A 24,640-nucleotide genomic window follows, 5' to 3' on the forward strand; every position below is an offset into this window, starting at 1 on the left:
CCGCACTCCGGCGTGCGGCGCGCGAGGGCGTCTGCCCACGTCAGGCGGCGCCGACGGCGGCGAGCGGCACCCCGGGTGTGCTCGACGCCACGCCCCGCGCGTCGCCGTCGTCCGCGCCCGCGAGCACCGCGTCGCCCGGGCGCGGCGTCCCGTGGCCGTGGCCCAGGTCCTCCGCGGTCGCAAGATCGGTGACGAACCGGGGCGCACCCGTCGCGAGCTGGACGGCGTGGAGCGCGTCGAGGATCGCGCTCGCGCGCTCCCCCGCCGGGCCGTCCGGCACGCCGTGCACGAGGCGGGCCGGCCGCAGGAGGTCGACGACCGCGTGCCCCGGCCGGTGCTCGTCGGGCACCCAGGCGACGGTCGCGCGGACGCCGTCGGCGGCGAGTCCCGCCGCGAGCCGCTCGGCCGTGCCGGCGGGGACGCGCGCCCGCCCCACGACGAGCTCGCCCGGGCCGAGGTGCGGCGCGAGGTCGTCGAGCGCGTCGCGGAGCGCCGCCACGCGCGACGCGCCGTCGAGGCCCGCGCCCGCGCCGACGCACAGGAGGTGCACCCGCGCCCCGGCGACCGCCGTCCGGTCGGTCGTGGGGCGCAGGCGTCCGCTCACGAGGCCCAGCGCGAGGAGTCGGTGGAGCCGCGGCTCGGCGGTGGTCAGGCCGGTGCGGAGCGCGTCGAGCGCGCGGGCGTCCGTGTCGTGGAGGACGACCTCATGACCCGCCGCCGCGAGGCACGCGGCGTGGAGGACGCCCCGACGACCGCATCCCGAGACCGAGACCCGCACGGCGCACCTCCTCCCACCGGTTCCGCACCCTCGGCCGGCCTCAGTAGGCCCCGGATCCGCCGAACACCGCGCGCGCGGTGCGCGCGAGGATGAGGAAGTCGCCGAACATCGTCCAGTTCTCGACGTAGTAGACGTCGAGGCGGACGCTCTCCTCCCACGACAGGTCCGACCGTCCGCCGACCTGCCACAGGCCCGTGAGACCCGGCTTCACGAGGAGCCGCCGGCGGACCTTCTTCTCGTACTTCTGGACCTCGCTCGGCAGCGGCGGCCGCGGACCGACGAGGCTCATGTCGCCGCGCAGGACGTTGAAGAGCTGCGGCAGCTCGTCCAGCGAGTAGCGGCGCAGCACGCGGCCGACGGGCGTGACGCGCGGGTCGTCGCGCATCTTGAACAGCGGCCCCGCGCCCTCGTTGCGCTCGGCGAGCTGCTGGACCTCGCGGTCCGCCCCCACGCGCATCGAGCGGAACTTGTACATGGAGAACGTGCGGCCGTTGCGGCCGACGCGCTCCTGACGGAACAGGACCGGGCCGCGGCTCGTGCACCGGACCGCGAGCGCGACGATCACGAGCACCGGCAGCGCGGCGAGCGTGACGAGGAACGCGCCGGCCCAGTCCACGACCGACTTCACCGCGAACTTCGGCCCGGTGAAGCGCGGGGCGTCCACGTGCAGCAGCGAGACGCTCTCCGCCGGGGTGATGGTGATGCGCGGCCCCGCGACGTCCGCGAGCTCCGCGGTGAGCATGAGGTCGACGCCGTACGGCTCGAGCTCCCAGCCCAGGCGGCGCACGACCTCGGCCGTGATGGCGTCGGAGCCGGACACCGCGACGACGTCGGCACCGACCCGCGTCGCCACCTCGCCCGCGTGCCGCAGCTCGCCGAGGACGGGGACCCCGTGGATCTCCTCGTCGGCACCGAACCCGCCCGACGGGACGCACACGCCGACGACGCGGTAGCCCGACTCGTCGCGCCCGTTGAGGTCGCGGATGAGGCGCTCGGCCTGGTCGCGGTGCCCGATGGCGAGGACGGCCGAGCGCATGCGGCCGCGCGCACGCTGGCCGTGCAGCCACTGCCGCCAGGCGTACCGGCCGACGAGCAGCCCGCCCAGGCCGAGGGGGAACGCGAACGCGAGGTAGCCGCGCGCCTCCGGGAACCGGAAGAGGAAGGCGAGCACGGCGAGGATCGCGAAGAGCCGCCACGACCCGTCGAAGACGCGGTGGTACTCGGTGGGCCCGCTGCCCATGACCCGCGGGTCGCGCGACCGGCTCGCGACGAGCGACACCGACCACGCGACGCCGACGAGAAGGCTCAGCACCACGTACGGGACGCGCGCCTCGCGGACGGGCTCGTTGATGAACTGGTCCCAGCGCAGGAAGTAGGCGACGAGCACGGCGACGACGATCACCGCAGTGTCGGTCAGGACGAGCCGGCGACGGTACGCGACCTCCCAGCCCTGCGCGGCGAACGCGGCGCGCGCGGCCCGGACCCGGGCGGCGGGAGAGCTGGTGAGAAGGGTGCGCAGGCCACGCCTGGCGTCCTCGGTGACGCTGTGGGACATGCGTCCACCTCCGGTTGGCTCCACACCCTGCATGGCGACTCATCCTAGGGTCGAGAAACGGCGATAACGAGACCTGTTGATGGGTTTCACCCGGGTGAGACGACGCGTCGGTCCGCGCCGTCCAGGATGGCCACGACCCGCGGAATCCTGCGGGTCTCGGGACCGCGTCCGTTGCCCGGGGAAAAACATTGGACGGGTGTCCAGATATCGCGTTCTCCGGACGGCGCACGAGCACCCGCAGAAGCTCTGCGTGCGAAACGCGGCACTGCGTGGAGCGCGAGAACCTGGACAGGTGACCACGTGCGAGAGCCCGCAGCGCGGCGCATGCATCCTAGCGTGCGGTTGCGAGAGGACCCGACGTGTGCTCACACCAGGAGGAGAAGCGACGCAGGTCACAGCCGTGACAACGGGGAGCGGGTGAAAAATCCGGGCCTCGCTACGATGCCCTCGTGCCCTCGTTCGTGACGCTCCTGCTCCACCCCGACCGCCGACGCCCGGACCCCGCGCCCTGGCGCGTCGACCTGCGCGTCGTCATCCTCGTCGGCATGGGGCTCTGGGCGGCCGCGCTCGTCGTGTGCGCGGTCCTGCTCGCCACGGGCGCGCTCGGCCCGCGGGCCGTCGCCACGTGCGCCGCGGGACTCGTGCTCGGCCTCCTCGGCCTGGTGTGGGAGCGCCGCAACCGGACCCGTTACCGGGCGACGTCCGGCGACTGAGCGTCGTCCCACGCGGTCCGCGCGAGCACGCCCTCCACGGCCTGAGGCGCGCGCAGGACCTCCTCGACCACGTGCCGCGCGCCGTAGCTGCCCGCCGCGACGGCGAGCCCCGCCGCGAGCCCCGTCGGGTCGGTCGCGTGCACGACCGGGGGCGCGTGCTCCTCGCGCTCGACCCACCACGCGACCTCCGCCCCTCCGACGCGCAGGTCGTCGTGCCGCTGCCAGGTGCGCGGCGCACCGTCCCCGAGGACCGCGACGACCGCGGCCGGCACCTCGACGCGCCGCCCGGGCTCGTCCGGACCGGGCGCGGCGACGGGGACCGTCGCGACGTCGAGGAGGTCGGCGACGTCCTCGACGAGCGCCGGTGACGCCGGGACGACCGGGCGCACAGGAGCCCACATCGGGTCCGGGGCGACCGCGGCGTCGTCCGCGGCCACCACCACGACCGCGCCGCCGCGGAGCGCCGGCACCCGGTCGGGCGCCGGGTCCAGGCGCTCGCCCCGCGCCGCGAGGACGCCGAGCGCACGCCACAGCGCGACGGCCGCGCGCGCGTCGACCGCCTCCCCGACGGCGGGGAGGTCGTCGAGCACCTCGACCCACGTGTCGCCGTCGAGGTCCGCGAGGTCCCGCACCCCGCCGAGCGCGGCCAGCACCTCGTCGTCGAGGCCCGCCACCTCGGGCGGTGCGGGCCGCAGGAACGGGACGGTCGGCGCGTCCTGCGCGAGCGCGAACGGCCCGCCGAGCTCGTCGCGCAGCCACCACGCCGTGTAGGAGAGCGCCGTCGCGACCGGTCCGCCCTCGGCACGGACGGGCGCGAGCAGCGCCTCGCGCGTCTCCCGGTCCGCGGCGACGCGCGCGAGCACCCCGGGCCACGCGTCGTCGGCCACGGCGTCCAGGTCCGCGACCGCGAGCACGTCGCCGACGTACGCCTCGGGCCCGAGCGCCGTCGCCAGGTACGCGAGGTAGCCCGCCCAGTCGGAGAGCCAGCCCTCGGGCGCGTGCGGGTCGAGGTCGGGCTCGTCGTCCTCGGACGGCGGCGTGAGGACGTCCCGCACGCGCAGCACCGTGGGCTCGGCGGCCACCCCGACGGAGCGGAGCACGTCCGTCCCCCACCGGCTCGCGACGTCGTCGTCCACCGCGTCGAGGCCGTCGAGCACGTCGCCCGCCCACGTCCCCGGGAGCACGCAGCCGCGCGCGGGCGACCAGCCGCCGTCCGCCGTCGGGAGCGGCAGCTCGCCCCACCAGAACGGCAGGCCGCCCGGCTCCGCACCCGTCGCGCGCGCGGAAGCCGCGACGAGCGCGAGCAGGCGCTCCACCTCCGCGGCAGGGTCGTCGTCCGCGTCGACCGCGTCGGCGGCGGCGAGGACGCGCTCGCGCACCGCCGCGTCGGCGAGCACGCTCCGCAGGTCCGTCGCGCGGGCACCGAGCCGCTCGAGCAGCGGGTGGGCCGCGCGCGGGTCGACGACGCGCAGGCCGAGTCCGGCCACGTCGCGGGCGTCGAGCGCGGCGTCCTGCGCCGCGACGTCGAGCAGCAGGAGACCGCGCGCGCCACGCATCACGCGCCCGTCGACGAGCGGGACGGGCAACGCACCGAGCGCCTCGACGACGGTCCGGTCGCCCGCGTGCGGCGCGAGCGCCTCGTACAGCGAGCGCCACCGCGCCGGGTCCGCGACGAGCGGGAGCTCGTCCACGACGTCGGCGAGGTCCACGACCTGCGCGCCCAGGGACCGCGCGACGGCGCGCAGCGGCCCGGGGACGTCCACGAGGTGCGCGACGCCGAGCGCGGAGCGCACGCGCGCGTCGCCGACGTCCCCCGCGAGCACGCGCGCCTCCGCGGGCGTGACCAGGCCGTGCGCGGCGGCGCGACCGCCCGCCTCCTCGACCGCCTCCGGGTCGAGTGCCGTGTCGACCGGCACGTCGGGCGCGCCGGACGGCTCGTCGGACGGCGCGTCGAGCGGCAGGAGGGGCGTGCCGGCCAGCGCCGCCTCCGCGGCGTCCCGGACCGCGGCGTCGACCGCGCTCGCCGGGAGACCCGTCGGCACGAGCGCGAGGACGTCGACGCCGCGCACGGGCGCGAGCGCGCCCAGGAGCTCCGCGTAGGCGGCCCCGGCCGCGCGGGCGACGTGCGTCGTCACCGGCCCCGGCGGCACGTGGCGCCGCGCCGGGTCGAGCGGGAACGTCGCGAGCAGCAGCGCCGGGAACGTGAGGCGCTCGTCGGTCGGGGTCGGCGCGTGGAGGACGTCCGGGCCGGCGGGCTCGTGGGGCAGCGCCCACGTGACCGACCACCGGGTCGTCGCACGCTCCTCGACCGGGCGGTCGGCGAGCAGCGCCGGGTCCAGCGCACCCTCGCGCCGCAGGACCGTCCACCGGTCGTCGACGTCCGCGACCCGGCGCTCGGACCCCGCGGCGTCGACCACGACGACCTCGACGAGGGCGGGCAGCGCGAGCAGCAGCGGGTCGCCCACCGCGTCGAGCTCGGCGCGGACCGCGGCGACGGCGTCCGCGTCGCGCAGCTCGACCTCGACGACCGTGTCGTACCCCGCCGGCACGTCGACGTGCGCGGGGAACGGCAGGCGCAGCACGGGGAGGCGGTCCGCGCGGCGCGCCACCTCGGCCGCGAGGTCGGGCCGGTCGGCGACGACCTCGCGCAGCGCGTCGCGCGTCCGGTCGAGCGAGAGCTCCACGGCGCGGTCGCCCGCGCCGACGCGCACGCGGTCCGCGACCGACCGGACGGCCGCGAAGCCCACGCCGAACCGCCCGACGGTCCGCGCCGCGCCCCCGGTCCGGGCACCGCCCGTCGCCGACGCCCGCATCGCCACGAGCGACGCGACCCCCTCGGCGTCGAGGGGCTCGCCCGTGTTCGCCGCGCGCAGCACCCAGGACCCCGCGTCCGGACCGGTCGTGCCCGACGGCGCGTGCAGGCTCAGGCGCAGCCGTCCGGGGACCCCGGCGCGCGCCGCCGCGTCCGCCGCGTTCTGCGCGAGCTCGACGACGACGCGCCCCCGGTACGACCCGTGGGCGTGGTCCTCCTCGGTGTTGGCGTCCTCGCGCAGGCGCGTCGGCGAGGACCGCCACGCCTCCAGGACCGCACGGCGCAGCGCGGCCGTCCCGAAGACGTCGTCCGTCACTCCTGCGGCTCGTCCGGCGCGGCGTCGGCGGCCGGGTCCCCTGCCTCGGCGGGGGCGGGCTGCTCGGCAACGTCGTCCGTGGCCGTCGCCCCGTCGCCCACGGACCCGGCGTCCGCCGGGCCGTCGGCGGCCTCGGCCGTGGTCCCGGTCTCCGCGGCCCCGGCGGCGGGGTCGGTGCCGACGGTCACCTCGACCGTCGAGACGACGGACTCGGTCACCGTCGCGGTCTCGGCGGCACCCGGCTCGGGCGCCGTCCCGTCCGTGGCATCACCGGGCTGGGGCCCGGCGTCGCCGGGCTCGGCCGCGGCGTCCCCGGGCTCGCCGGTCCCGGCCGCCGCGGACTCGAGCAGCGAGACGATCTCGACGTGCAGCTCGTCGACGAGCGGGTCGGGGTCCGGCCACTCGCTGCGCTGCGGCTCGACGTCGGTCTCCGAGTGCGCGCCGCAGCCGTGGTCGAGGCTCACGACCTTGCCGTCGTCGGGCGACCACTCGTTCGCGCACACGCCGAACACCTGTCCGAGGCTGCCCTGGAGCGGCACGAGGAACCCGCACGACCCGCACTCCGCGGCCGACGCCACGGCACCGCGCGCCGTCGGGCCGCGCGACCCGCGGTACCAGCGCTCGGCGGCCTCGTCCCGGCCCTGGGGCGACAGGACGCGCGCCCGTGCGAGCGCGAGCTCCTCGATCGCGACCGCGTCCTGCTCCTCGTCGCCCGTCGGCACGTAGCCCGGCTCGAGGCGCGGGTCGTCGGCGCGGAACGGGAGCACGTCGCCGGGGCCGACGTCGCCCGGGCGCAGGCGCTCGGCCCACGGGAGCCACGGGGGCGCGAGCAGCGCGCCGTCGCCCGGCAGGAGCTCGACCTCGCACACCGTCGCGGTGCGCCCGCGCGGCACGCGGGCCAGCGTCACGGTCCAGTGCCACCCGCGGTAGCCACGCATCGTGCACGCGAACCGGTGCGAGATGAGACGTTCCGCCTCGGCGACCGTCCCCAGGTGCTCACCCACGTCCTGCGGGCTCTCCGCGACCTCCTCGGCCGCGGCGCGCGCGAGCTCGACCGCGCCCGTGAGCACGGCGTCCCGCGCGGCACGGGCGGAGACCCCCCGGACGCGCTCCTCGGCGGCTGCCACGGCGACCATCGTCAGGCCTCGATCTCGTCCGCGACCGCGCGCAGGACCGCGGCGACCTTGGTGGCCTTGCCCTTCTCCGGGTACCGGCCGCGGCGCAGGCCGTTGCCGATCCCGTCGAGCTCCTTGATGAGGTCCTCCACGATGACCGCCATCTCGTCCGCCGAGCGACGCTTCGCCTTGACGACCGACGGCGTCGGGTCGAGGAGCGTGACGGCGAGCGCCTGCGGGCCGCGACGCCCGTCCGCGACGCCGAAGTCGACCCGGGCGCCGGGCTTCGGCGCGGGCGCGTCCGCAGGCAGCGCGGAGGCGTGCAGGAAGACCTCGCCGCCGTCGTCGTTGGCGATGAAGCCGAACCCGCGTTCGGTGTCGAACCACTTGACCTTGCCGGTGGGCACGTGAACCTCGTTCGTGCTCGTAGGAACCAGAACCCCCAGGTTACCGGCCGGACGGCATCATGGCCGCATCCTCGGTGGGGGCGGGGGCGAGGGAGCCGCGCGGCACGCGACGGCGTCCGCCGGTCAGGGCGCCGCGGAGCGCGGCACCACGCCGGCGTCCGCGCCGACCCGCAGGGCGACGGCGTCGAACCAGTCGTCGTAGTCCGCCACGGTGCGGTGCAGGTGGCCGAAGAGCTCGAAGGACACCGTGCCGAACAGCGTGGTCCAGGCCATGAGGGTGCGCGCGACGGCCTCGGCCGGGGCGTCGGTGCCGACGAGACCACGTGCGCTCACGAACACGAGGGCCGGGGCGACCAGCGCGGCCGCGTCGCCGCCCGGCCCGGGCGCGGGCGCGGGGCTCCCGCCGGACTCCCACGAGTCCGCGACGATCCGGACGAGGGCCTGCACGACGCGCGTCGCCGGCTCGACCGTGTCCTGCGGCGCCGCGTACCCGGGGACGGGCGTCCCGTAGAGCAGCGCGAAGTCCCCGGGACGCCGGACGCACCACGCCCGCAGCGCCCGGCACGCCGCGAGCCACCTGCCGGGCAGGTCGTCGCGCGCGACGGCGGCCTCGGCCGTCTCGACCGCGGCACCGAGCTCGTCGTAGCACTCGACGAGGAGCGCGGTGAGCAGCGCGTCGCGGCTGGGGAAGTACCGGTAGACGGCCGACGACACCATGCCGACGTCCCGGGCGACGGCCCGCAGCGAGAGTGCCGCGGGGCCGTCGGTCACCAGCCGCGCCCGGGCGGCGTCGAGGATCTCGCGCGTCAGGGTCTCGCGCGCCAGGGCGCGCGCGGTCCGGGGTGCCGTCATGCCCTCCAGGCTCGCAGAGGAGAGCGCTGACCACAAACGAGAGCAGTGCTCTTGCTCTGCGCGACGTCCCGTGCCAGGCTGCTCTCGAAGCGAGAGCACTGCTCTCGGAAAGGAGCCCCTCATGCCCAGCACCCCGTCCCCCACGGACCGGCACGTCGTCGTCGGCGCCGGACCCGTCGGGCGTCACGTCGCGGCCGAGCTCGCGGCCCGCGGGTCGCACGTCACCGTCGTGACCCGGTCAGGGCGCGACACCGGCGTCGACGGCGTCACGCACGTGGCCCTCGACGCCTCCGACGCCGACGCCCTGACCCGCGTCGCCGACGGCGCCGCCGTGCTCTACAACTGCGCCAACCCCGGCGACTACACCCAGTGGGAGAAGGTCTGGCCGCCGCTCGCCACGGCGCTGCTCACCACCGCGGAACGGACGGGAGCGGTCTACGCGATCACGGGCAACCTCTACCCCTACGGCCCGGTCGACGGGCCCATGACCGAGGACCTGCCGGACGCCGCGACCGACCACAAGGGAATCCTGCGCACCCGGCTGTGGGCCGACGCCCTCGCCGCGCACCGCGCCGGCCGCGCGCGCGTCGTCGAGGTCCGCAGCTCCGACTTCGTCGGGCCCGGGGTCGGCCGCAACGGGCACGTCTCGCGCGTCGTGCCGACCGCGCTGCGCGGCCGGGCCGTGACCATGATCGGTCGGACCGACCAGCCGCACTCGTTCACCGACGTCCGCGACGCCGCGCGCACGCTCGTCGCGGCGGCCGCGGATCCCGGCGCGCTCGGCCGCACGTGGCACACCCCGAGCAACGCGCCGCGCACCCAGCGCGAGGCGCTGACCGACGTCCTCGCGAGCGTCGGGCGTCCGCCGGTCCGGGTCCGCTCGCTGCGCGGCGCCGGGCTCGCCGCCGCCGGGCTGGTCTCGCCCCTGCTGCGCGAGCTGCGCGACCTCGCCTACCAGTGGGAGCGCCCCTACGTCCTCGACGACACCGCCGCGCGCGCCCGCTTCGGCATCGAGCCGACGCCCTGGGACGAGGTCTGCCGCAGCACCGCCCGCGGCTGAGCACCCCGTCGGCACGCCCTGCCCCGCCCGCCAGTCGCACGCGAGGTCGGCAGTCGGGGGTGAGGTCGGCAGTCGCACGTGCCGATGTCGGGTGGAACTGCCGACGTCGGGCACGACTGCCGATCTCGCGTCGTCCACAGATCCCGGCACCGGGTACCGCGACGCCGCGCGGGACGGCACGATCGCTCGTCATGCCGAGACCCGAGCCCGAGCACACCCTGCACCTCGCGCAGGAGCACCTGCCGGACGCCGTCCGACGGCACCTGGCCGACGGCGCGTGGGAACGGGTGCGGCGCGGTGCCTACCGGGACGCGCCACCGCCCGGCGTCCCGCCCGTCGTCGCCGCGCGGACCCTCGCGGTCGACCGGGCGCGCGCGGTCGGCCGTGGCCTGCGCCGCGACCCCGTCGTCAGCCACGCGTCCGCGGCGCTGCTGCACGGGCTGCCCCTGTGGGAGCTCCCCGCGACGACCCACGTGGTCCAGCCGTACCGCCGGTCGGGTTCCGCGGCGCGCGACGTGACGCGGCACGTCGGCGAGGTCGGCGCCGAGGACCGCGAGACCGTCCTCGGCGTCACGACGACCTCGCTCGTGCGCACGGTCGCGGACTGCCTGCGCACGATGCCCGCGCTCGACGGTCTCGTCGTCGCGGACGCGGCGCTGGCGAGGGGCGTGCGACGCTCGGAGGTCACGGCCGTCCTGGACCGCCGGCCGGGCGGTCGGGGGTCCCGCCGCTCCCGGCACGTGCTCGGGCTCGCGGACCCGGGCGCGGAGTCGGCCCGCGAGACCTGGCTGAGATACGTCCTCCTGCGGAGCGGTCTGCCACGACCGGAGACGCAGGTGCCGCTGCGCACCGAGGTCGGCCCGGTGCGGGCGGACCTGGGGTGGCCGCGCTGGCGCCTGCTGCTGGAGTTCGACGGCCTCCTGAAGTACCGCACCGGGCCGGGCGGCGTCGCACCGCACGAGGATCCGGGCGCGTGCTCGTGCGGGAGAAGCTGCGGCAGGAGGCGATCGAGCGCACGGGGCACCGTCTGCTGCGCGTCACGGCGCGCGACCGGCCGTCGGACGTCGTGGCGCGGGTGCTCCGGCACGTCCCGGTCGACGTCGTCCGCGGCCTGCGACCCGACCCTCGCCTACCCCCGGCGTGAGATCGGCACTCCGGTCCGACGTCGGCACGCGCTGCCGAGATCGGCGGTCGGGACTGCCGATCTCGCTCGCGACCACCGATCTCGTGGGACCCGGCCGACGCGTAGCATCGGACGGATGGCCTCTTCCCGGCCCGAGCGGGCTCCGACGTACAGCGAGTCGCTGCGCCAGCGCGACGACGCCGCGCTGGTCGCCCTGCTCGCACGCCGTCCGGACCTCGCGACGCCGTCGCCCTCGACGCTGCTCTCCCTCGCCGCGCGCGCGATGAACCGCACGAGCCTCGAACGGGCGCTCGCGTCGCTGGACGAGCTCGCGCTGCACGTCCTCGAGTCGGTCCTGGTGCTCGACTCGGTGGGCACCGCCGCGACCGCCGCGGCCGTCGCGCGCGCGACGGGGGTCGACCGGACGACCGTCGCGACGACGCTCGGACAGCTCGACGAGCGGGCGCTCGTCTGGTCACCGGGGCCGCGGTCGGCCGGGTTCCGCCCGGCACCGGGGATCGCGGAGGTGCTCGGCCCGCACCCCGCCGGTCTCGGTCCGGTCGACGCACCCCCGGGCGGCGCGTCGGCACCCGGCGGCGGGGCGCCGGGCACCCGGCCCCCGGGCGGCACGCGCGCGACACCGGACGGCGACCTGCCCGACGACGCGCCGCCGGGTGCGCGCGCGATCCTCGACGCCTTGGCCTGGGGCCCGCCCGTCGGCGTGGCGCCGCGCTCGGACCCGGCGGCCCGCCGCGCGACGGAGTGGCTCGTGGAGCACGGGTACCTGCGCGCGACGGACGAGCGGCACGTCGTGCTCCCGGGGGAGGTCGGGCTCGCGCTGCGCGGCGGCCGCACCCACCGCGACGTGCGCACGACGCCGCCCGTCCCCGAGGTCCGGGAGCTCCCCGCGGCGACGGTGGACGCCGAGTCCGCGAGCGCCGGCATCGAGGCCGTGCGGCTCGTGGCGCGCCTCGTGACGCTCTGGACCGAGCACCCGCCGGGCGTCCTGCGCGCGGGCGGGCTCGGCGTGCGCGACCTGCGCCGCGCGGCCGTCGCGCTCGAGGTCGACGACCCGACGGCGGCCGCGGTGGTCGAGCTGGCCGCCGCGGCGGGCCTCGTCGCGGACGACGGCGACGACCCGCCGACGTTCGCCCCGACGCTCACGGCGGAGGACTGGCTCGACGACGACCTGGGCGACCGGTGGGCGACGCTCGCGCGCGGCTGGTGGCGCTCGCGCCGCACGCCGTGGCTCGTGGGGAGCCGCGACGAGAAGGGGGCGCTGCGCGCCGCGCTGGACCCGGAGCTGTGGCGCCCGTGGGTGCCGCGGCTGCGCCGCTCGGTGCTCGACGTGCTCGCGCTCGCGCCGGGGCGCCCGCTCGCGGCCGCGGACGTGGTGGCGGTCCTGCGGTGGCGCACGCCGCGCGCCGTGCCGCCCGAGCAGGCGGTCGCGGGCCTGCTGCGCGAGGCGGCGCTGCTCGGGGTGACGGGCGCGGGAGCGCTCGCTCCCCCGGGCCGCGTGCTCGTCGCCGGCGACGACCCGGCGTCGTCGGAGCCCACGGACCTGGGCGCGGCGTTCGAGGCGGTGCTCCCGCCGGAGGTCGACGACCTCCTGCTCCAGGGCGACCTCACCGGCATCGTCCCCGGCCGCCCGTCCCGGGCGCTGGAACGGCTCGTGGAGGTCGCGGCCGACGTCGAGTCGCGCGGCGCCGCGACGACGGTGCGGTTCACCGCCGAGTCCGTGTTGCGTGCGCTCGACCGCGGTGCGACGGCCGACGAGCTGCTCGCCGACCTCGCCTCGCACTCGCGCACGCCGGTACCCCAGCCGCTCGAGTACCTGGTGCGGGACACGGCGCGGCGGCACGGGCGCGTGCGCGTGGGGACGGCGTCGTCGTACGTGCGTGCGGAGGACCCGGTGCTGCTCGCCGGGATCGCGGAGGACCCGGCGCTGCGCGGACTGGGGCTCGTCCTTCTCGCGCCGACCGTCCTCGTGTCGTCCGCCCCGGCGGGCGAGCTCCAGGAGGTGCTGCGCGCACGGGGCGTGCCGTCCGTCGTCGAGGGTCCGGACGGCCGCGTGCTGGTCGCGGAACGGGCGGGGCGCCGCGACGCGGCCGACGGCGCGGGGTCGGCCCGGCGGGGCCGGGTCGGTCGGCGCACGGCGGGGCGTTCGCGGACGGGCGTCGTCCCGGGGTCGGGCGTGCGTGCGGAGGAGCCGGCGGGCACCGGCGAGCAGCGGTTCGCCGACCTCGTCGCGCGCCTGCGCGCCGCCGACGCGCGGGGGGCCGAACAGGCCGGTCCGGGCCGCGCGGGCGAGGCCGGGAACGGTGCCGCCCGGTCGCGCGGGCTCGCGGCGGGCGGCGGTGGCCGCACCGCGGACCCCGGCCCCGAGGGAACAAGCGACCCGGTCGCGGCGTTGGGGCTGCTGCGCGAGGCGATCGCGGACGGGGCGATGGTCTGGCTCGAGGTGGTCGGGCCGACGGGCTCGCCGGACCGGCGCCGCGTGCGACCCCTGACCCTCGACGCGGGGCGCCTGCGCGCGCAGGACCCGGCGCGCGACGCCGAGCTCACGGTCGCCGTGCACCGCATCGCGTCGGTCACGCCCGACGCCCCGCCGCGCTAGCGACCCCACCGACGACCGCCCCCTCCCGGGCACCACGGCTCGACCTCGGCAAGGAGACACATGACCGACGGACCCCTCATCGTCCAGAGCGACAAGTCGCTCCTGCTCGAGGTGGACCACCCGCGCGCCGACGACGCGCGCCGGGCGATCGCGCCGTTCGCCGAGCTCGAGCGCGCCCCGGAGCACGTCCACACGTACCGGCTCACGCCGCTGGGTCTGTGGAACGCGCGGGCCGCCGGGCACGACGCCGAGCAGGTCGTCAACACGCTCATCGAGTACTCGCGCTACCCGGTGCCGCACGCGCTGCTCATCGACGTCGCGGAGACGATGTCCCGCTACGGGCGGCTCACGCTCGCGCAGCACCCGACGCACGGGCTCGTGCTCGAGGCCACCGACCGCGCCGTGCTCGCCGAGGTGCTCAAGTCCAAGCGCACCGCGGGCCTCGTGGGCGACCGGATCGACGACACGACCGTCGTCGTGCACCCGTCCGAGCGCGGCCACCTCAAGCAGGTCCTCGTGAAGCTCGGCTGGCCCGCCGAGGACCTCGCGGGGTACGTCGACGGCGAGAAGCACCCCATCGCACTGAGCCCGACGACGCCGCCGCGCGCCGAGGGCGAGGAGCCGAAGCCCTGGGAGATGCGGCCGTACCAGGCGCAGGCGGTGGACGGGTTCTGGCACGGCGGGAGCGGCGTCGTCGTGCTCCCGTGCGGTGCGGGCAAGACGATCGTCGGCGCGGGCGCGATGGCGAGGTCCGGGACGACGACCCTCATCCTCGTGACGAACACCGTGAGCGCGCGCCAGTGGCGCGACGAGCTCGTGCGGCGCACGACGCTCACCGAGGACGAGATCGGCGAGTACTCCGGCGCGCGCAAGGAGATCAAGCCCGTCACGATCGCGACCTACCAGGTGCTGACGACCAAGCGGAAGGGCGTGTACACGCACCTCGAGCTGCTCGACGCGCGTGACTGGGGCCTCGTCGTCTACGACGAGGTGCACCTGCTGCCCGCGCCGATCTTCCGCATGACCGCGGACCTGCAGGCGCGCCGCCGCCTCGGGCTCACCGCGACGCTCGTGCGCGAGGACGGCCGGGAGGACGAGGTGTTCTCGCTCATCGGGCCCAAGCGGTACGACGCGCCGTGGAAGGACATCGAGGCGCAGGGGTACATCGCGCCCGCCGACTGCGTCGAGGTGCGCCTCACCCTGCCGGAGTCCGACCGCATGACATACGCCGTCGCCGAGCCGGAGGACAAGTACCGCCTCGCCGCCACGGCCACGGGCAAGCACCGGGTCGTCGAGCAGATCGTCGCGCAGCACCCGGACGACCAGGTGCTCGTCATCGGGCAGTACCTCGACCAGCTCGAGGAGCTCTCGAACCACCTCGACGCGCCGCTCATCACGGGCGCGACGACCGTCCGCGAGCGCCAGCGCCTGTTCGACGCGTTCCGCACGGGCGAGATCTCGCGGCTCGTCGTGTCGAAGGTCGCGAACTTCTCCATCGACCTGCCCGAGGCGTCCGTCGCGATCCAGGTCTCCGGGTCGTTCGGGTCGCGCCAGGAGGAGGCCCAGCGTCTCGGCCGCGTCATGCGCCCCAAGGCCGACGGCCGGACGGCGCACTTCTACGCCGTCGTCGCGCGCGACACCGTGGACCAGGACTTCGCGGCCCACCGGCAGCGGTTCCTGGCGGAGCAGGGGTACGCCTACCGCATCGTCGACGCGGAGGACCTGGGCGTCGTGCAGTAGAGGGTGGGGGCCGCAGCGGAGCAAGGCACCCGCCCGGCACGGAACGACGCCCGGTCCGACCACGAGCCCGAACCGCTGAGCACTGACGGCCCGCCCCCTCTCCGGGGCGGGCCGCGGCGCGTCCGCAGCGATTGCGGGACCTGGGAGCGTGGGAAAGGATCGGGCCGTGAGCACGGCCGAACGTCCCTCGCGCCCCCGCACGGCCGCGGATCGAGGCGCCCCTGCGGCCCTGGTGCTGCTCGTGGCGCTGCTGGCTCTCCTCGCGCTCGTGGTCCCGGCGGGCTCGGCCCGCGCCGTGCCACCGATGGACGTGGCGGGTGAGATCACGGACCCGGACGGCGTGCTCGGCGACCGCACGGGCGCCGTGCAGGACGCGCTCGACCGTCTCGCCGAGGACACCGACCTGCAGCTCTTCGTGGTGTACGTCCCGAGCTTCGACGGCATGGACGGCGTCGACTGGGCGAACGCGACGGCCAACGCGTCGGGGCTCGGGGTGGACGACCTCCTTCTCGCCGTCGCGACCGAGGAGCGGCGCTACGGGCTGTCGTACGACAACAACGTGTCGCTGTCGGACGCGGAGCTCGACCGGATGGTGTCCGCCGTCGAGGACGAGCTGCGCGACGACGACTGGGCGGGTGCCGCGATCGCCGCGGCGGAGGTCGCGCGCGGCGCGGGCCAGGGTTCCGGCGTCTCCTGGTTCTGGGTGCTCCTGGGCCTCGGCGCCGTCGTGCTGGTCGTGGTGCTCGTCGTGCGGGCGGTCGCGAAGCGGCGCCGCACCGGGTCCGCGGCGGCTCCGGACGGCGACGAGCTGGCGGCCCTGCCCACCGACGAGCTCAACCGCCGGGCGAGCGCGGCGCTCGTCGCGATCGACGACGCCGTGAAGACCTCCGAGCAGGAGCTGGGGTTCGCGCAGGCGCAGTTCGGCCTGGAGGCGACGCGGCAGTTCTCCGCGGTGCTCGCCGAGGGCAAGCAGAAGGTCTCCGAGGCGTTCGCGCTGCGCCAGCAGCTCGACGACGACCAGCCGGAGACGGAGCCGCAGGCCCGGCAGATGATGGCGCGCATCGTCGCGCTGTGCGACGAGGTCGCGGACGCGCTCGACGCCGAGTCCCGGACGTTCGACGAGCTGCGCGACCTGCAGGCCCGCGCGCCCGAGGTGCTGGAGGAGACCGACCAGCGCGCGGCCGAGGTGCTCGCGCGCGTCGAGCCTGCGCGCGCGACGCTCGAGGGTCTCGCTCGCACGTACCCGCCGGCGTCGCTCGCGTCCGTCGTGCAGAACCCGGAGCAGGCGCAGGCGCTCGTCGCGGGGGCGCGCGAGTCCGTCGCCCGCGGGCGCGAGGCGCTCGCCGGCAAGGACCGCGCGACGGCGGTCGCGCTCGCGCGGGCCGCGCAGAACGCCGTCGGCCAGGCGGTGACGCTGCTCGACGCCGTGGACCGCGCGGGCTCCGACCTCGCCGAGTCGGGCCCTCGCCTCGACCGGGGGCTCGCGTCCATCACGTCGGACATCGCGGATGCCGGCCGGCTCGCGCCCGGCGACCCCGGGGTCGCGCCCTCGCTCGCCGAGGCGCAGGACGCCGTCGCGGAGGCGCGTGCCGCGCGCGAGGGCGGTGACCCGCTCGCGGCGTTGCGCCGCCTCACGGAGGCCGAGGCGGCGCTCGACGCGGCGCTCGCCCCGTTCCGTGAGCGCGCGGAGCAGGCCGCGCGCGCGAACGCGCTCCTGCGCGACACCCTCGCGCGCGTCGACTCGCAGGTCCGCGCGACGAACGACTTCATCGAGACGCGGCGCGGCGCCGTCGGGCCGGAGGCGAGGACGCGCCTGTCCGAGGCGATCCGGCTGCTGGGCGAGGCCCGGGCGCTCCAGCCCACCGACCCGGTCGCCGCGCTGGAGCGCGCGCAGCAGGCCGACGCCCAGGCGCAGTCCGCGGCGCAGCGCGCCCAGCAGGACGCGTCGAGCTGGCAGTCGTCCCAGGGCGGCAGCGGCATGTTCGGCGGGGGCGGCGGGAGCAACGTCGGCGGCATGGTGCTCGGCGGGATCCTGCTCGACTCGATCCTGCGGGGCGGCGGGGGTGGTGGCCGCTCCGGCGGGTTCGGCGGCGGCAGCTTCGGCGGCGGCTACGGCGGCGGCGGGTTCGGCGGCGGACGGTCGGGCGGACGCTCCGGCGGCCGGTCGTCGGGCGGACGCTCGGGCCGTGGCGGTCGCTTCTGACACCACGACGCACGGCCCGGACCACGACCTACCGACGGACGGCACCACACAGCACCGACCAGCACGAGACGGTTCACCAGAGAGGGACGACCATGGCGGAGAAGCAGAGCATCTTCGGACGGATCGCGCAGCTCGCGCGCGCGAACATCAACGCGCTCCTCGACAGCGCGGAGGACCCGCAGAAGATGCTGGACCAGCTCGTGCGGGACTACACGAACAACATCGCCGACGCGGAGCAGGCGGTGGCGCAGACCATCGGCAACCTGCGCCTCGCGGAGCAGGACTACAACGAGGACGTCGCCGCCGTCCAGGAGTGGGGCCAGAAGGCGGCCGCCGCGTCCGCGCAGGCGGACCGCTACCGCCAGCAGGGCGACGCGGCGAACGCGGACAAGTTCGACAACCTCGCCAAGGTCGCGCTCGGCAAGCAGATCGCCGCCGAGGCCGAGGTGCGCCAGGCCGAGCCGCTCATCGCCTCGCAGCGCGAGTCGGTCGAGAAGCTCAAGTCGGGCCTCGCGATGATGAAGGACAAGCTCGGTGAGCTGAAGTCGAAGCGCGACTCGCTCGTCGCGCGGCAGAAGAGCGCCCAGGCCCAGCAGACCGTGCAGGGTGCGATCAGCTCGATCAACGTGCTCGACCCGACGAGCGAGATCTCACGCTACGAGGAGATCGTGCGCCGCGAGGAGGCGCAGGCGATCGGTCAGGCCGAGGTCGCGGCGTCGAGCATCGACGCGCAGTTCGCCGAGCTCGAGACGTCCGGCGAGGCCGTCGAGATCGAGGCCCGTCTCGCGGCCCTCAAGCAGGGGTCGTCGCCCGCGCCGCAGGTGTCCCCCACCCAGGTCACGCCCGCGATCGAGTCGGGCACGAGTGCGCAGGACGCCCCGACCAGCGACTGGTGACCACCGACACCGCACCACCCTCGCGCCGAGCATGCGGTTCTCGCCCGTCCTGACCGCAGGACGGGCGAGAACCGCATGCTCGGCCGTGTCGTGAGGGGGCGTCAGACGAGGATGCGGTCCTCGGCCCGGGCGCGGACCTCCGCCACGAACGCCTCGGCGAGCCGACGCCCGCCGCCGAGGAGGTCGTCCGCGTGCTCGTCGAACGTCGCGAGCGTCGCCGCGGTGTCCACGTCGTCGTCCGCGTCGCACCACGCCGCGAGACTCGCGCGCGTCGTCTCGGGGTGGAACTGCACGCCGAGCGCCGAGCCGAGGCGGAACGCCTGGTAGGGGTACACGTTCGAGGACCCGAGCCAGACGGCGCCCGGCGGCAGCTCGACGACCGCGTCCGCGTGCCTGCTCGTCACGTGGCGTGCCGGGTCCTCGCCCGCGGCGAGCGCCGCGAGCACGGGGTCGGTCTCGGCCTCGGCGCGCCAGAAGACGCGCGTCACGCCGACCTCGCGCCCGGGCGGTGCCGCGACCGCGACCTGCCCCCCGCCCGCCACGGCGAGGAGCTGTGCGCCGAGGCCGATGCCGAGGGTCGGGACGCCGGCCGTCGCGGCGGCGAGCAGCGTCTCGCGCAGCGCGGGCAGCCAGGGCGCACGCTCGTCGTCGTGGGCGGACACGTGCCCGCCGAGGACGACGAGGCCGTCGCCGAGCGCGTCGACGCCCGGGACGGCGTCGCCGTCGTGCGCGCGCACGACGTCCAGGTCGGCGGCGAGGTGCCCCGCGAAGGCGTCGAGCGTGACGTCCGGGGAGTTCTGGACGACCGTGATCCGGACGGTTCCGGTCGCGGCCGTGGCGTCGGTGTGGTAGGTCACGAGGTCCGACCGTACCCACTCCGGGGCGCGGTCACGCAACCCCTCACCTCGTGGACGCTCCGGCGCGGGCCCCACCGCCCGAGCGACGCGCCCCCGCCCCACGGATAGGCTGACCGGCATGTCCGACCTCCAGACCCCCGACGGCCGCTCGCTGACGACGCCGCGCCGCACCTACCTCGTCGTCGACGGCGAGAACATCGACGCGACGCTCGGCATGAACGTCCTCGGGCACCGCCCCGCGCCGGACGAGCGCCCGCGCTGGGACCGCATCGTCGAGTTCGCGCGCCAGGCCTGGGGGCAGGACGTCACGCCGCTGTTCTTCCTCAACGCGTCGTCGGGCCAGATGCCGATGTCGTTCGTGCAGGCGCTGCTCGCGATGGGCTACCGCCCGATCCCGCTGGCCGGGTCGGGCAACGAGAAGGTCGTGGACATCGGCATCCAGCGCATGCTGGAGGCGATCGCGGGCCAGCCGGGCGACGTGCTCCTCGCGAGCCACGACGGCGACTTCCTGCCGCAGGTCGAGACGCTGCTCGACGACCCGGACCGGCGCGTGGGCGTCCTGGCGTTCCGCGAGTTCGTCAACGTGCGGCTCGGCGAGCTCACCGGCCGGGGACTCCAGGTGTTCGACCTCGAGGACCACGCGGGCGCGTTCACGACCGTCCTGCCCCGCGTGCGGATCATCCCGCTCGAGGAGTTCGACCCGATGCGCTACCTCTGACGCGCCGGCCGCGGGCTGCGCGTTCTCAGGCGTGCAGCTCGCGGTACAGGGGCGTGGGGAACGACGCCGTCACGCCGTCGCCGCCGAGGAGCGACGCAAGGCGCGCGGCCTCTGCGGCGACGGCGCGCTCGGCGTCGGCGCCCACGTCCTCCAGGAGGCGGAACGCGGGTTCGCCGCCCGGCCGCACGGCCCACGCCCCGACGATCCGGCCCTCCCACCAGACGGTCGCGCCCGCGTTGCCGATGGTGTCGAAGATCGCCGCCTTGTGCGGGCCGAGGTACCAGCCGCGCTCGGCCCAGCCCATCGTCGTCGGGTCGAGCGACGGCAGCAGCGCGACGCTCCCCTCGAGCGGCGACTCCGCGGCGCCCGGCAGGTCCGTCCCGACGAGCATGACGCCGGGCTGCGGGGCCGGGTCGTCCGGCGCGCCCGTCTCGACCTCCACGTCGACGACGTCGAGCTCCGCGAGCGCCGCCCGCGTGTCTCGCTGGTTCCAGCCCGTCCACCACGCGAGGTCCTTGACCGTCGCCGGGCCGAACACCTCGAGCCAGGACCGGGCGAGCTCGGTGCGCGCGGCCGCCTCGTCCATCGCGGGGATCCCGCCTGGGAACCAGTCCTCGACCGGGGACCAGACGTGCCGGTTGGACGACCACGACCCGCGCGGCTCGCCCCGCACGACCGCGCCCTCGGCGGAGAGGAGCGCCGTGAGCGGGGACGTCAGGGTGCGGCGCACGTCCCAGGTCTTGGCGGTGGTGGGCAGGAACGCCGTCCGCAGCAGCGGCGCGGCCCGCGACAGGCTCGCGCCGTCGAGCGGTCCCTGCGATGCGAGCGCGTCGTGCACCTGCGCCTCGACCGCGGCGAGGAACGCCTCCGCGTCGTCGACGGGAGGGTCCGTGGGCAGCGTCGCGAGCTCCTTGAGCAGCCGGGTGCGCAGGCGGCGCGCGACGGCGAGCGCCGCCGCGGCGTGCACGACCGGCACCGTCTCGCGGCGCACGACGAACATCGTGCGCCGCATGGCGAGCACCTTGACGAGCGTGCGCCGCCCGAACAGGGCGTCGCGGACGTCGTCGAGCACGAGGCCGGGCACGCGCGCGAGCACCGAGAGGTAGACGCTCGGGGCGTCCGTCGCGTGCAGCGCGAGGAGCCGGTCGACGACGTCCTCCGGGCTCCGTGCCGCGGGTCGCCCGGGCAGGTCCGCGGCGAGCGCGAGCTGCTGGGCGACCAGCCGGCGCCGTCTCTGGTCCACCGTGATCCGCACTCCGTCATCCTGCCGCGGGCCACCCACGGCGGGCCGCGGGGCGCGCCGCGCCGGCCCGGGACGGTCGAGCCCCCTCCCAGGCGCCTCCCAGACCGGGGGAGGACACTGGGACCCATGAGCACCACCCCCGAGGCACGCCTCGTCGTCGTCGACGACGAGCCGAACATCCGCGAGCTGCTGGCGACGTCCCTGCGCTTCGCCGGGTTCGAGGTGCACGCCGCCGCGGACGGGCAGAGCGCCCTGCGGCTCGTGCGCGACGTCGACCCCGACCTCGTCGTGCTCGACGTCATGCTGCCCGACATGGACGGGTTCACCGTCACGCGCCGCCTGCGTGAGAAGGGGCAGCACACGCCCGTCGTCTTCCTCACCGCGAAGGACGACACGCGCGACAAGGTCACCGGCCTCACCGTCGGCGGCGACGACTACGTGACGAAGCCGTTCAGCCTGGAGGAGGTCGTCGCGCGCATCCGCGCGGTGCTGCGCCGCACGCACGCCGAGCCCGTCGACGACGCCGTGCTGCGCTTCGCCGACCTCGAGCTCGACGAGGACTCGCACGAGGTCCGGCGCGCGGGCGTCGACGTCGACCTGTCCCCCACGGAGTTCAAGCTCCTGCGGTACCTCATGCTCAACGCGGGGCGCGTGCTGTCCAAGGCGCAGATCCTCGACCACGTGTGGCAGTACGACTGGGGCGGAGACGCGAACATCGTCGAGTCGTACATCTCCTACCTGCGCCGCAAGATCGACAACCTCACCGTGCCCGGCCCCGATGGCGAGCCCGTCGCCCTGCCGCCCCTGATCCACACGAAGCGCGGCGTCGGCTATCTCCTGCGCCAGCCGCCGACGGCGACATGACGACCGGTCCCGACCGCACGACGTCGGGCTCCCGCCCGGTCCCGCCGCCCCCTCCCCAGCCGCCCGGGTCGCGCGCGGGCGACCCCGCGCCGTCGGGCACGGGCGGCACCGCCCCCGCGGCGGCGACGCCGGCAGGACCGGGCGACGGCGGGCCGACGGCGGAACGCCCCTTCGGACGCCCCGTCCCCACCGAGGGGTGGGGCTGGTTCGCGCGCGTCCCGCTGCGCGCCCGGCTCGTCGCCATCACCGTGCTCCTCCTCGCCGCGGGCCTCGGGCTCGCGTCGGCGGTGACGACGACCGTCGTGTCGAGCTACCTGGTCGGGCAGGTCGACTCGCAGCTGCGCACGTCGGCGGGCGGCATCGGGGCGTCGCTGCTCAACAGCCCGTCCGCGGCGAGCCAGCTCCCGAGCGACTACTTCGTGCTGTTCCGCGACCCGTCCGGCACCGAGCAGGGGCTGAGCTGGAAGGCCACGATCTCCCGCTTCGGCGAGCCCACGATCCCCGCGCTCTCCGACCAGGAGGTCGAGCTCCTGGCCGGCGAGCCGTTCACTGTGCGCTCGACCGGGGGCACGGACCCCGCGGAGTGGCGCGTCGTCGCGCAGCCGTTCTCGGTCGGCAGCCAGAACGTGGGCACCGTCTTCGTCGCGCTGCCGCTCACCGGCATCCACGAGACCGTCAAGGTGCTCGGCCGGGCGCTCGCGCTCTCGGCGCTCGGGATCGCGCTCGTGGGCGGCGCCGTCGCGTACCTCGCGGTGCACCGCGCGCTGCGGCCGCTGCGCGAGATCGAGGAGACCGCGGCGGACATCGCCGCGGGCGACCTGTCGCGTCGCGTGCGACCCGCTCCGCCGACCACGGAGGTCGGGTCGCTCGCGCTGTCCCTCAACGCGATGCTCACCCAGATCGAGGAGGCGTTCGCCGTCCAGGAGGCGTCCGAGGAGCGGATGCGGCGCTTCGTGTCGGACGCGAGCCACGAGCTGCGCACACCGCTCGCGACGATCCGTGGCTACGGCGAGCTCTACCGGATGGGCGCGCTCGACACGCCCGCGAAGGTCGACGACACGATGGGTCGCATCGAGGACTCGGCCACGCGCATGGGCACGCTCGTCAACGACCTGCTCGCGCTCGCGCGCCTCGACGAGGGCCGCCCCCTGCGGCACGAGCCGGTCGACCTCGTCTCGCTCGCGCGCGACTCCGCGCAGGACCTGCACGCGCTCGACCCGACGCGCGAGGTCGGGCTCGTGGGACTCGCCCCCGGCGCGTCCGCGCCGGCGACGCTCCGCGCCGTCGGCGACGAGGACCGGCTGCGACAGGTGCTCGCGAACCTCGTCGGCAACGTCACGCGCCACACTCCCGCGGGCACACCGGTCGAGATCGCGCTGGGCACGGTCGGACCGGCCGCCCCACCGGACGCGCGCAAGGACGGCGCGGCCGTCGACGCGGTCGCCGTGCTCGAGGTACGGGACCACGGGCCGGGCGTCCCCAGCGAGCAGCGCGGCCGGGTGTTCGAGCGGTTCTACCGCGCGGACTCCTCGCGCAACCGCGCGTCGGGGGGCTCGGGCCTGGGTCTGGCCATCGTCGCCGCGATCGTGGGCGCGCACCGGGGACGAGTCTCGGTGAGCGAGACGACGGGCGGCGGGCTCACCGTGCGCGTCGACCTCCCGCTCGCCCCCTGACGGTCCGCACCGCGCCCCACCTGCGCGTCCGCCGAGCGCCCGGCCAGGCATGCCCCGAGCGCCCGGCCAGGCATGCCCCGAGCGCCCCGACGGCACCGGTCCCGTGCACCGCCGAGTGCGGGCTACGATGGCGGGTCGTCCCGCGCGACCTAGGCTGGTGGTGAGGCCACGCGGCGACGCGGGGGCCTCCGCGTCAGGTACCACCCTGGCGACGACGACCTCCGTCATCTCCTCGTCACCGTCGAAGAAGGCTGAAGTTCATGGGCGTCAACAGCGCCGACGCACCGCAGTGGTTCCTCTCCTCGTTCGTCCGCAGCGCCCGTGGCGCAGGGGCGACCGCCCCGGACGACGAGATCCGCGCCGTCGGGCAGGGGCTGCTCGACCGCTGGGACCAGCCGGACCGCCACTTCCACAACCTGCGCCACCTCGCGGACGTGCTCGGCCGGGTCGACGAGCTCTCCCAGGAGACGCACGACCCCGACCTGGTGCGCCTCGCCGCCTGGTACCACGGCGCGATCTTCGACGCGAAGGGACGAGCGACGTACGCCAACAAGGGCGGCGAGGACGAGTCGGCGAGCGCCGCGCTCGCCCACACGGAGCTCACCTCGCTCGGGGTCCCGGAGCCGGCCGTCCGCCGCGTCGCCTACCTCGTCAACGCGCTCGTGCGGCACGCACCCGACGCGTCGGACTTCGACTGCGCGGTGCTGTGCGACGCCGACCTCGCGATGCTCGCCGCGGAGCCGCAGCGCTACAAGGAGTACCTCAAGGACGTGCGTGACGAGTACGCGCACATCCCGAAGCCCGACTACGTGCGGGCCCGCATCGCGATCCTCACCAAGCTGCTCGACCGCCGGTCGCTCTTCTCGAGCCCGCTCGGCGCGGCGTGGGAGGAACCGGCGCGGCAGAACCTGGACGCGGAGCTCCAGCGGCTGCGCAAGGAGCAGCTCAAGCTGGCGGAGGCATCCACGCCGTCCACAGGCCCCACTTCCTGATCTGCCGTCCACAGGGGCGTCGCCGTGCACACGCCGCCCGGCGTCCCGTGGCTAGCGTCGTCGTCGCACCGGCGCCCGCCGCGTGCAGGGCGGTCCGCGGACCGAG

The 24,640-nt window shown here is 76.3% G+C and carries 18 protein-coding genes; 10 read left to right on the forward strand and 8 right to left on the reverse strand.

All coding sequences use genetic code 11. The features are described 5' to 3' along the window. Nucleotides 1–40: 40 nt before the first annotated feature. Both GJV82_RS00535 and GJV82_RS00540 read right to left on the reverse strand, forming a co-directional pair. Nucleotides 41–778 (reverse strand): hypothetical protein, encoded by a 738-nt coding sequence (locus GJV82_RS00535; protein WP_155097863.1) that lies wholly within the window; start codon nt 776–778, stop codon nt 41–43. A gap of 40 nt (nt 779–818) precedes the next feature. Then, entirely contained in the window at nt 819–2,333 is a 1,515-nt protein-coding gene (locus GJV82_RS00540) for a sugar transferase (protein ID WP_155097864.1), read from the reverse strand. A gap of 449 nt (nt 2,334–2,782) precedes the next feature. Between GJV82_RS00540 and GJV82_RS00545 the strand changes: the two genes are divergently transcribed. After that, complete coding sequence (locus GJV82_RS00545) at nt 2,783–3,046, forward strand: DUF2530 domain-containing protein (protein ID WP_318657122.1); 264 nt, start codon at nt 2,783–2,785, stop codon at nt 3,044–3,046. Here GJV82_RS00545 and GJV82_RS00550 read toward each other — a convergent pair. The 4 genes from GJV82_RS00550 to GJV82_RS00565 all read right to left on the reverse strand — a co-directional run bounded on the left by GJV82_RS00550 (nt 3,022) and on the right by GJV82_RS00565 (nt 8,548). Then, on the reverse strand, nt 3,022–6,174 hold the full coding sequence (locus GJV82_RS00550) for a sacsin N-terminal ATP-binding-like domain-containing protein (RefSeq protein ID WP_196217154.1): 3,153 nt from the start codon (nt 6,172–6,174) through the stop codon (nt 3,022–3,024). The genes GJV82_RS00545 and GJV82_RS00550 overlap by 25 nt on opposite strands. Further along, nucleotides 6,171–7,310, reverse strand: coding sequence for a DUF3027 domain-containing protein (locus tag GJV82_RS00555; RefSeq protein WP_155097865.1), 1,140 nt, complete (start codon nt 7,308–7,310; stop codon nt 6,171–6,173). Before GJV82_RS00555 ends, GJV82_RS00550 begins: the two co-directional genes overlap by 4 nt. 2 nt (nt 7,311–7,312) lie before the next feature. Further along, nucleotides 7,313–7,696: a cold-shock protein gene (locus tag GJV82_RS00560; protein WP_024841985.1), complete on the reverse strand. Its 384-nt coding sequence runs from the start codon at nt 7,694–7,696 to the stop codon at nt 7,313–7,315. Nucleotides 7,697–7,819: 123 nt separating this feature from the next. Then, nucleotides 7,820–8,548, reverse strand: a complete 729-nt coding sequence (locus GJV82_RS00565) for a TetR/AcrR family transcriptional regulator (protein ID WP_155097867.1) — start codon at nt 8,546–8,548, stop codon at nt 7,820–7,822. 121 nt (nt 8,549–8,669) lie between these two features. Here GJV82_RS00565 and GJV82_RS00570 point away from each other — a divergent pair, with 121 nt between their 5' ends. The 5 genes from GJV82_RS00570 to GJV82_RS00590 all read left to right on the forward strand — a co-directional run bounded on the left by GJV82_RS00570 (nt 8,670) and on the right by GJV82_RS00590 (nt 18,187). Further along, nucleotides 8,670–9,608: an NAD-dependent epimerase/dehydratase family protein gene (locus GJV82_RS00570; protein WP_155097868.1), complete on the forward strand. Its 939-nt coding sequence runs from the start codon at nt 8,670–8,672 to the stop codon at nt 9,606–9,608. Between the two features lie 191 nt (nt 9,609–9,799). Beyond that, on the forward strand, nt 9,800–13,348 hold the full coding sequence (locus GJV82_RS00575; protein ID WP_225872958.1) for a helicase-associated domain-containing protein: 3,549 nt from the start codon (nt 9,800–9,802) through the stop codon (nt 13,346–13,348). Between the two features lie 60 nt (nt 13,349–13,408). Next, nucleotides 13,409–15,088, forward strand: a complete 1,680-nt coding sequence (locus tag GJV82_RS00580) for a DNA repair helicase XPB (protein ID WP_155097869.1) — start codon at nt 13,409–13,411, stop codon at nt 15,086–15,088. 166 nt (nt 15,089–15,254) lie between these two features. Next, nucleotides 15,255–17,291, forward strand: a complete 2,037-nt coding sequence (locus tag GJV82_RS00585; protein WP_318657124.1) for a TPM domain-containing protein — start codon at nt 15,255–15,257, stop codon at nt 17,289–17,291. A gap of 92 nt (nt 17,292–17,383) precedes the next feature. Then, nucleotides 17,384–18,187 (forward strand): PspA/IM30 family protein, encoded by an 804-nt coding sequence (locus tag GJV82_RS00590; protein ID WP_024841980.1) that lies wholly within the window; start codon nt 17,384–17,386, stop codon nt 18,185–18,187. A gap of 101 nt (nt 18,188–18,288) precedes the next feature. Here the strand turns inward: GJV82_RS00590 and GJV82_RS00595 are convergent, their stop codons facing one another. Next, complete coding sequence (locus GJV82_RS00595; RefSeq protein ID WP_318657125.1) at nt 18,289–19,044, reverse strand: type 1 glutamine amidotransferase; 756 nt, start codon at nt 19,042–19,044, stop codon at nt 18,289–18,291. A gap of 118 nt (nt 19,045–19,162) precedes the next feature. Between GJV82_RS00595 and GJV82_RS00600 the strand changes: the two genes are divergently transcribed. Continuing rightward, nucleotides 19,163–19,762, forward strand: coding sequence for an NYN domain-containing protein (locus GJV82_RS00600; RefSeq protein ID WP_115943166.1), 600 nt, complete (start codon nt 19,163–19,165; stop codon nt 19,760–19,762). A 25-nt stretch (nt 19,763–19,787) separates the two neighbouring features. Here GJV82_RS00600 and GJV82_RS00605 read toward each other — a convergent pair whose 3' ends face one another. Further along, entirely contained in the window at nt 19,788–21,017 is a 1,230-nt protein-coding gene (locus tag GJV82_RS00605) for a winged helix DNA-binding domain-containing protein (protein WP_318657126.1), read from the reverse strand. Nucleotides 21,018–21,131: 114 nt separating this feature from the next. Here GJV82_RS00605 and GJV82_RS00610 point away from each other — a divergent pair, with 114 nt between their 5' ends. The 3 genes from GJV82_RS00610 to GJV82_RS00620 all read left to right on the forward strand — a co-directional run bounded on the left by GJV82_RS00610 (nt 21,132) and on the right by GJV82_RS00620 (nt 24,534). After that, entirely contained in the window at nt 21,132–21,869 is a 738-nt protein-coding gene (locus GJV82_RS00610) for a response regulator transcription factor (RefSeq protein ID WP_155097871.1), read from the forward strand. Then, on the forward strand, nt 21,866–23,542 hold the full coding sequence (locus GJV82_RS00615; protein WP_225872959.1) for a sensor histidine kinase: 1,677 nt from the start codon (nt 21,866–21,868) through the stop codon (nt 23,540–23,542). The genes GJV82_RS00610 and GJV82_RS00615 overlap by 4 nt, the downstream gene beginning before the upstream one ends. Before the next feature lie 260 nt (nt 23,543–23,802). Then, the gene (locus tag GJV82_RS00620) at nt 23,803–24,534 is read left to right on the forward strand and encodes an HD domain-containing protein (protein ID WP_155097872.1); all 732 of its coding nucleotides are present in this window, start codon (nt 23,803–23,805) and stop codon (nt 24,532–24,534) included. The last annotated feature ends 106 nt before the right edge of the window (nt 24,535–24,640 follow it).

The organism is Cellulosimicrobium composti (genome assembly GCF_009711085.1).
Taxonomy (GTDB): Bacteria; Actinomycetota; Actinomycetes; order Actinomycetales; family Cellulomonadaceae; genus Cellulosimicrobium; species Cellulosimicrobium composti.

Bases quoted from the DNA above. Each gene is read 5' to 3' on its own strand.
- GJV82_RS00540 (WP_155097864.1), bottom strand. From the start codon at position 2,333: ATGTCCCACAGCGTCACCGAGGACGCCAGGCGTGGCCTGCGCACCCTT.
- GJV82_RS00555 (WP_155097865.1), bottom strand. From the start codon at position 7,310: ATGGTCGCCGTGGCAGCCGCCGAGGAGCGCGTCCGGGGGGTCTCCGCC.
- GJV82_RS00565 (WP_155097867.1), bottom strand. From the start codon at position 8,548: ATGACGGCACCCCGGACCGCGCGCGCCCTGGCGCGCGAGACCCTGACG.
- GJV82_RS00570 (WP_155097868.1), top strand. From the start codon at position 8,670: ATGCCCAGCACCCCGTCCCCCACGGACCGGCACGTCGTCGTCGGCGCC.
- GJV82_RS00575 (WP_225872958.1), top strand. From the start codon at position 9,800: ATGCCGAGACCCGAGCCCGAGCACACCCTGCACCTCGCGCAGGAGCAC.
- GJV82_RS00580 (WP_155097869.1), top strand. From the start codon at position 13,409: ATGACCGACGGACCCCTCATCGTCCAGAGCGACAAGTCGCTCCTGCTC.
- GJV82_RS00590 (WP_024841980.1), top strand. From the start codon at position 17,384: ATGGCGGAGAAGCAGAGCATCTTCGGACGGATCGCGCAGCTCGCGCGC.
- GJV82_RS00600 (WP_115943166.1), top strand. From the start codon at position 19,163: ATGTCCGACCTCCAGACCCCCGACGGCCGCTCGCTGACGACGCCGCGC.
- GJV82_RS00610 (WP_155097871.1), top strand. From the start codon at position 21,132: ATGAGCACCACCCCCGAGGCACGCCTCGTCGTCGTCGACGACGAGCCG.
- GJV82_RS00615 (WP_225872959.1), top strand. From the start codon at position 21,866: ATGACGACCGGTCCCGACCGCACGACGTCGGGCTCCCGCCCGGTCCCG.
- GJV82_RS00620 (WP_155097872.1), top strand. From the start codon at position 23,803: ATGGGCGTCAACAGCGCCGACGCACCGCAGTGGTTCCTCTCCTCGTTC.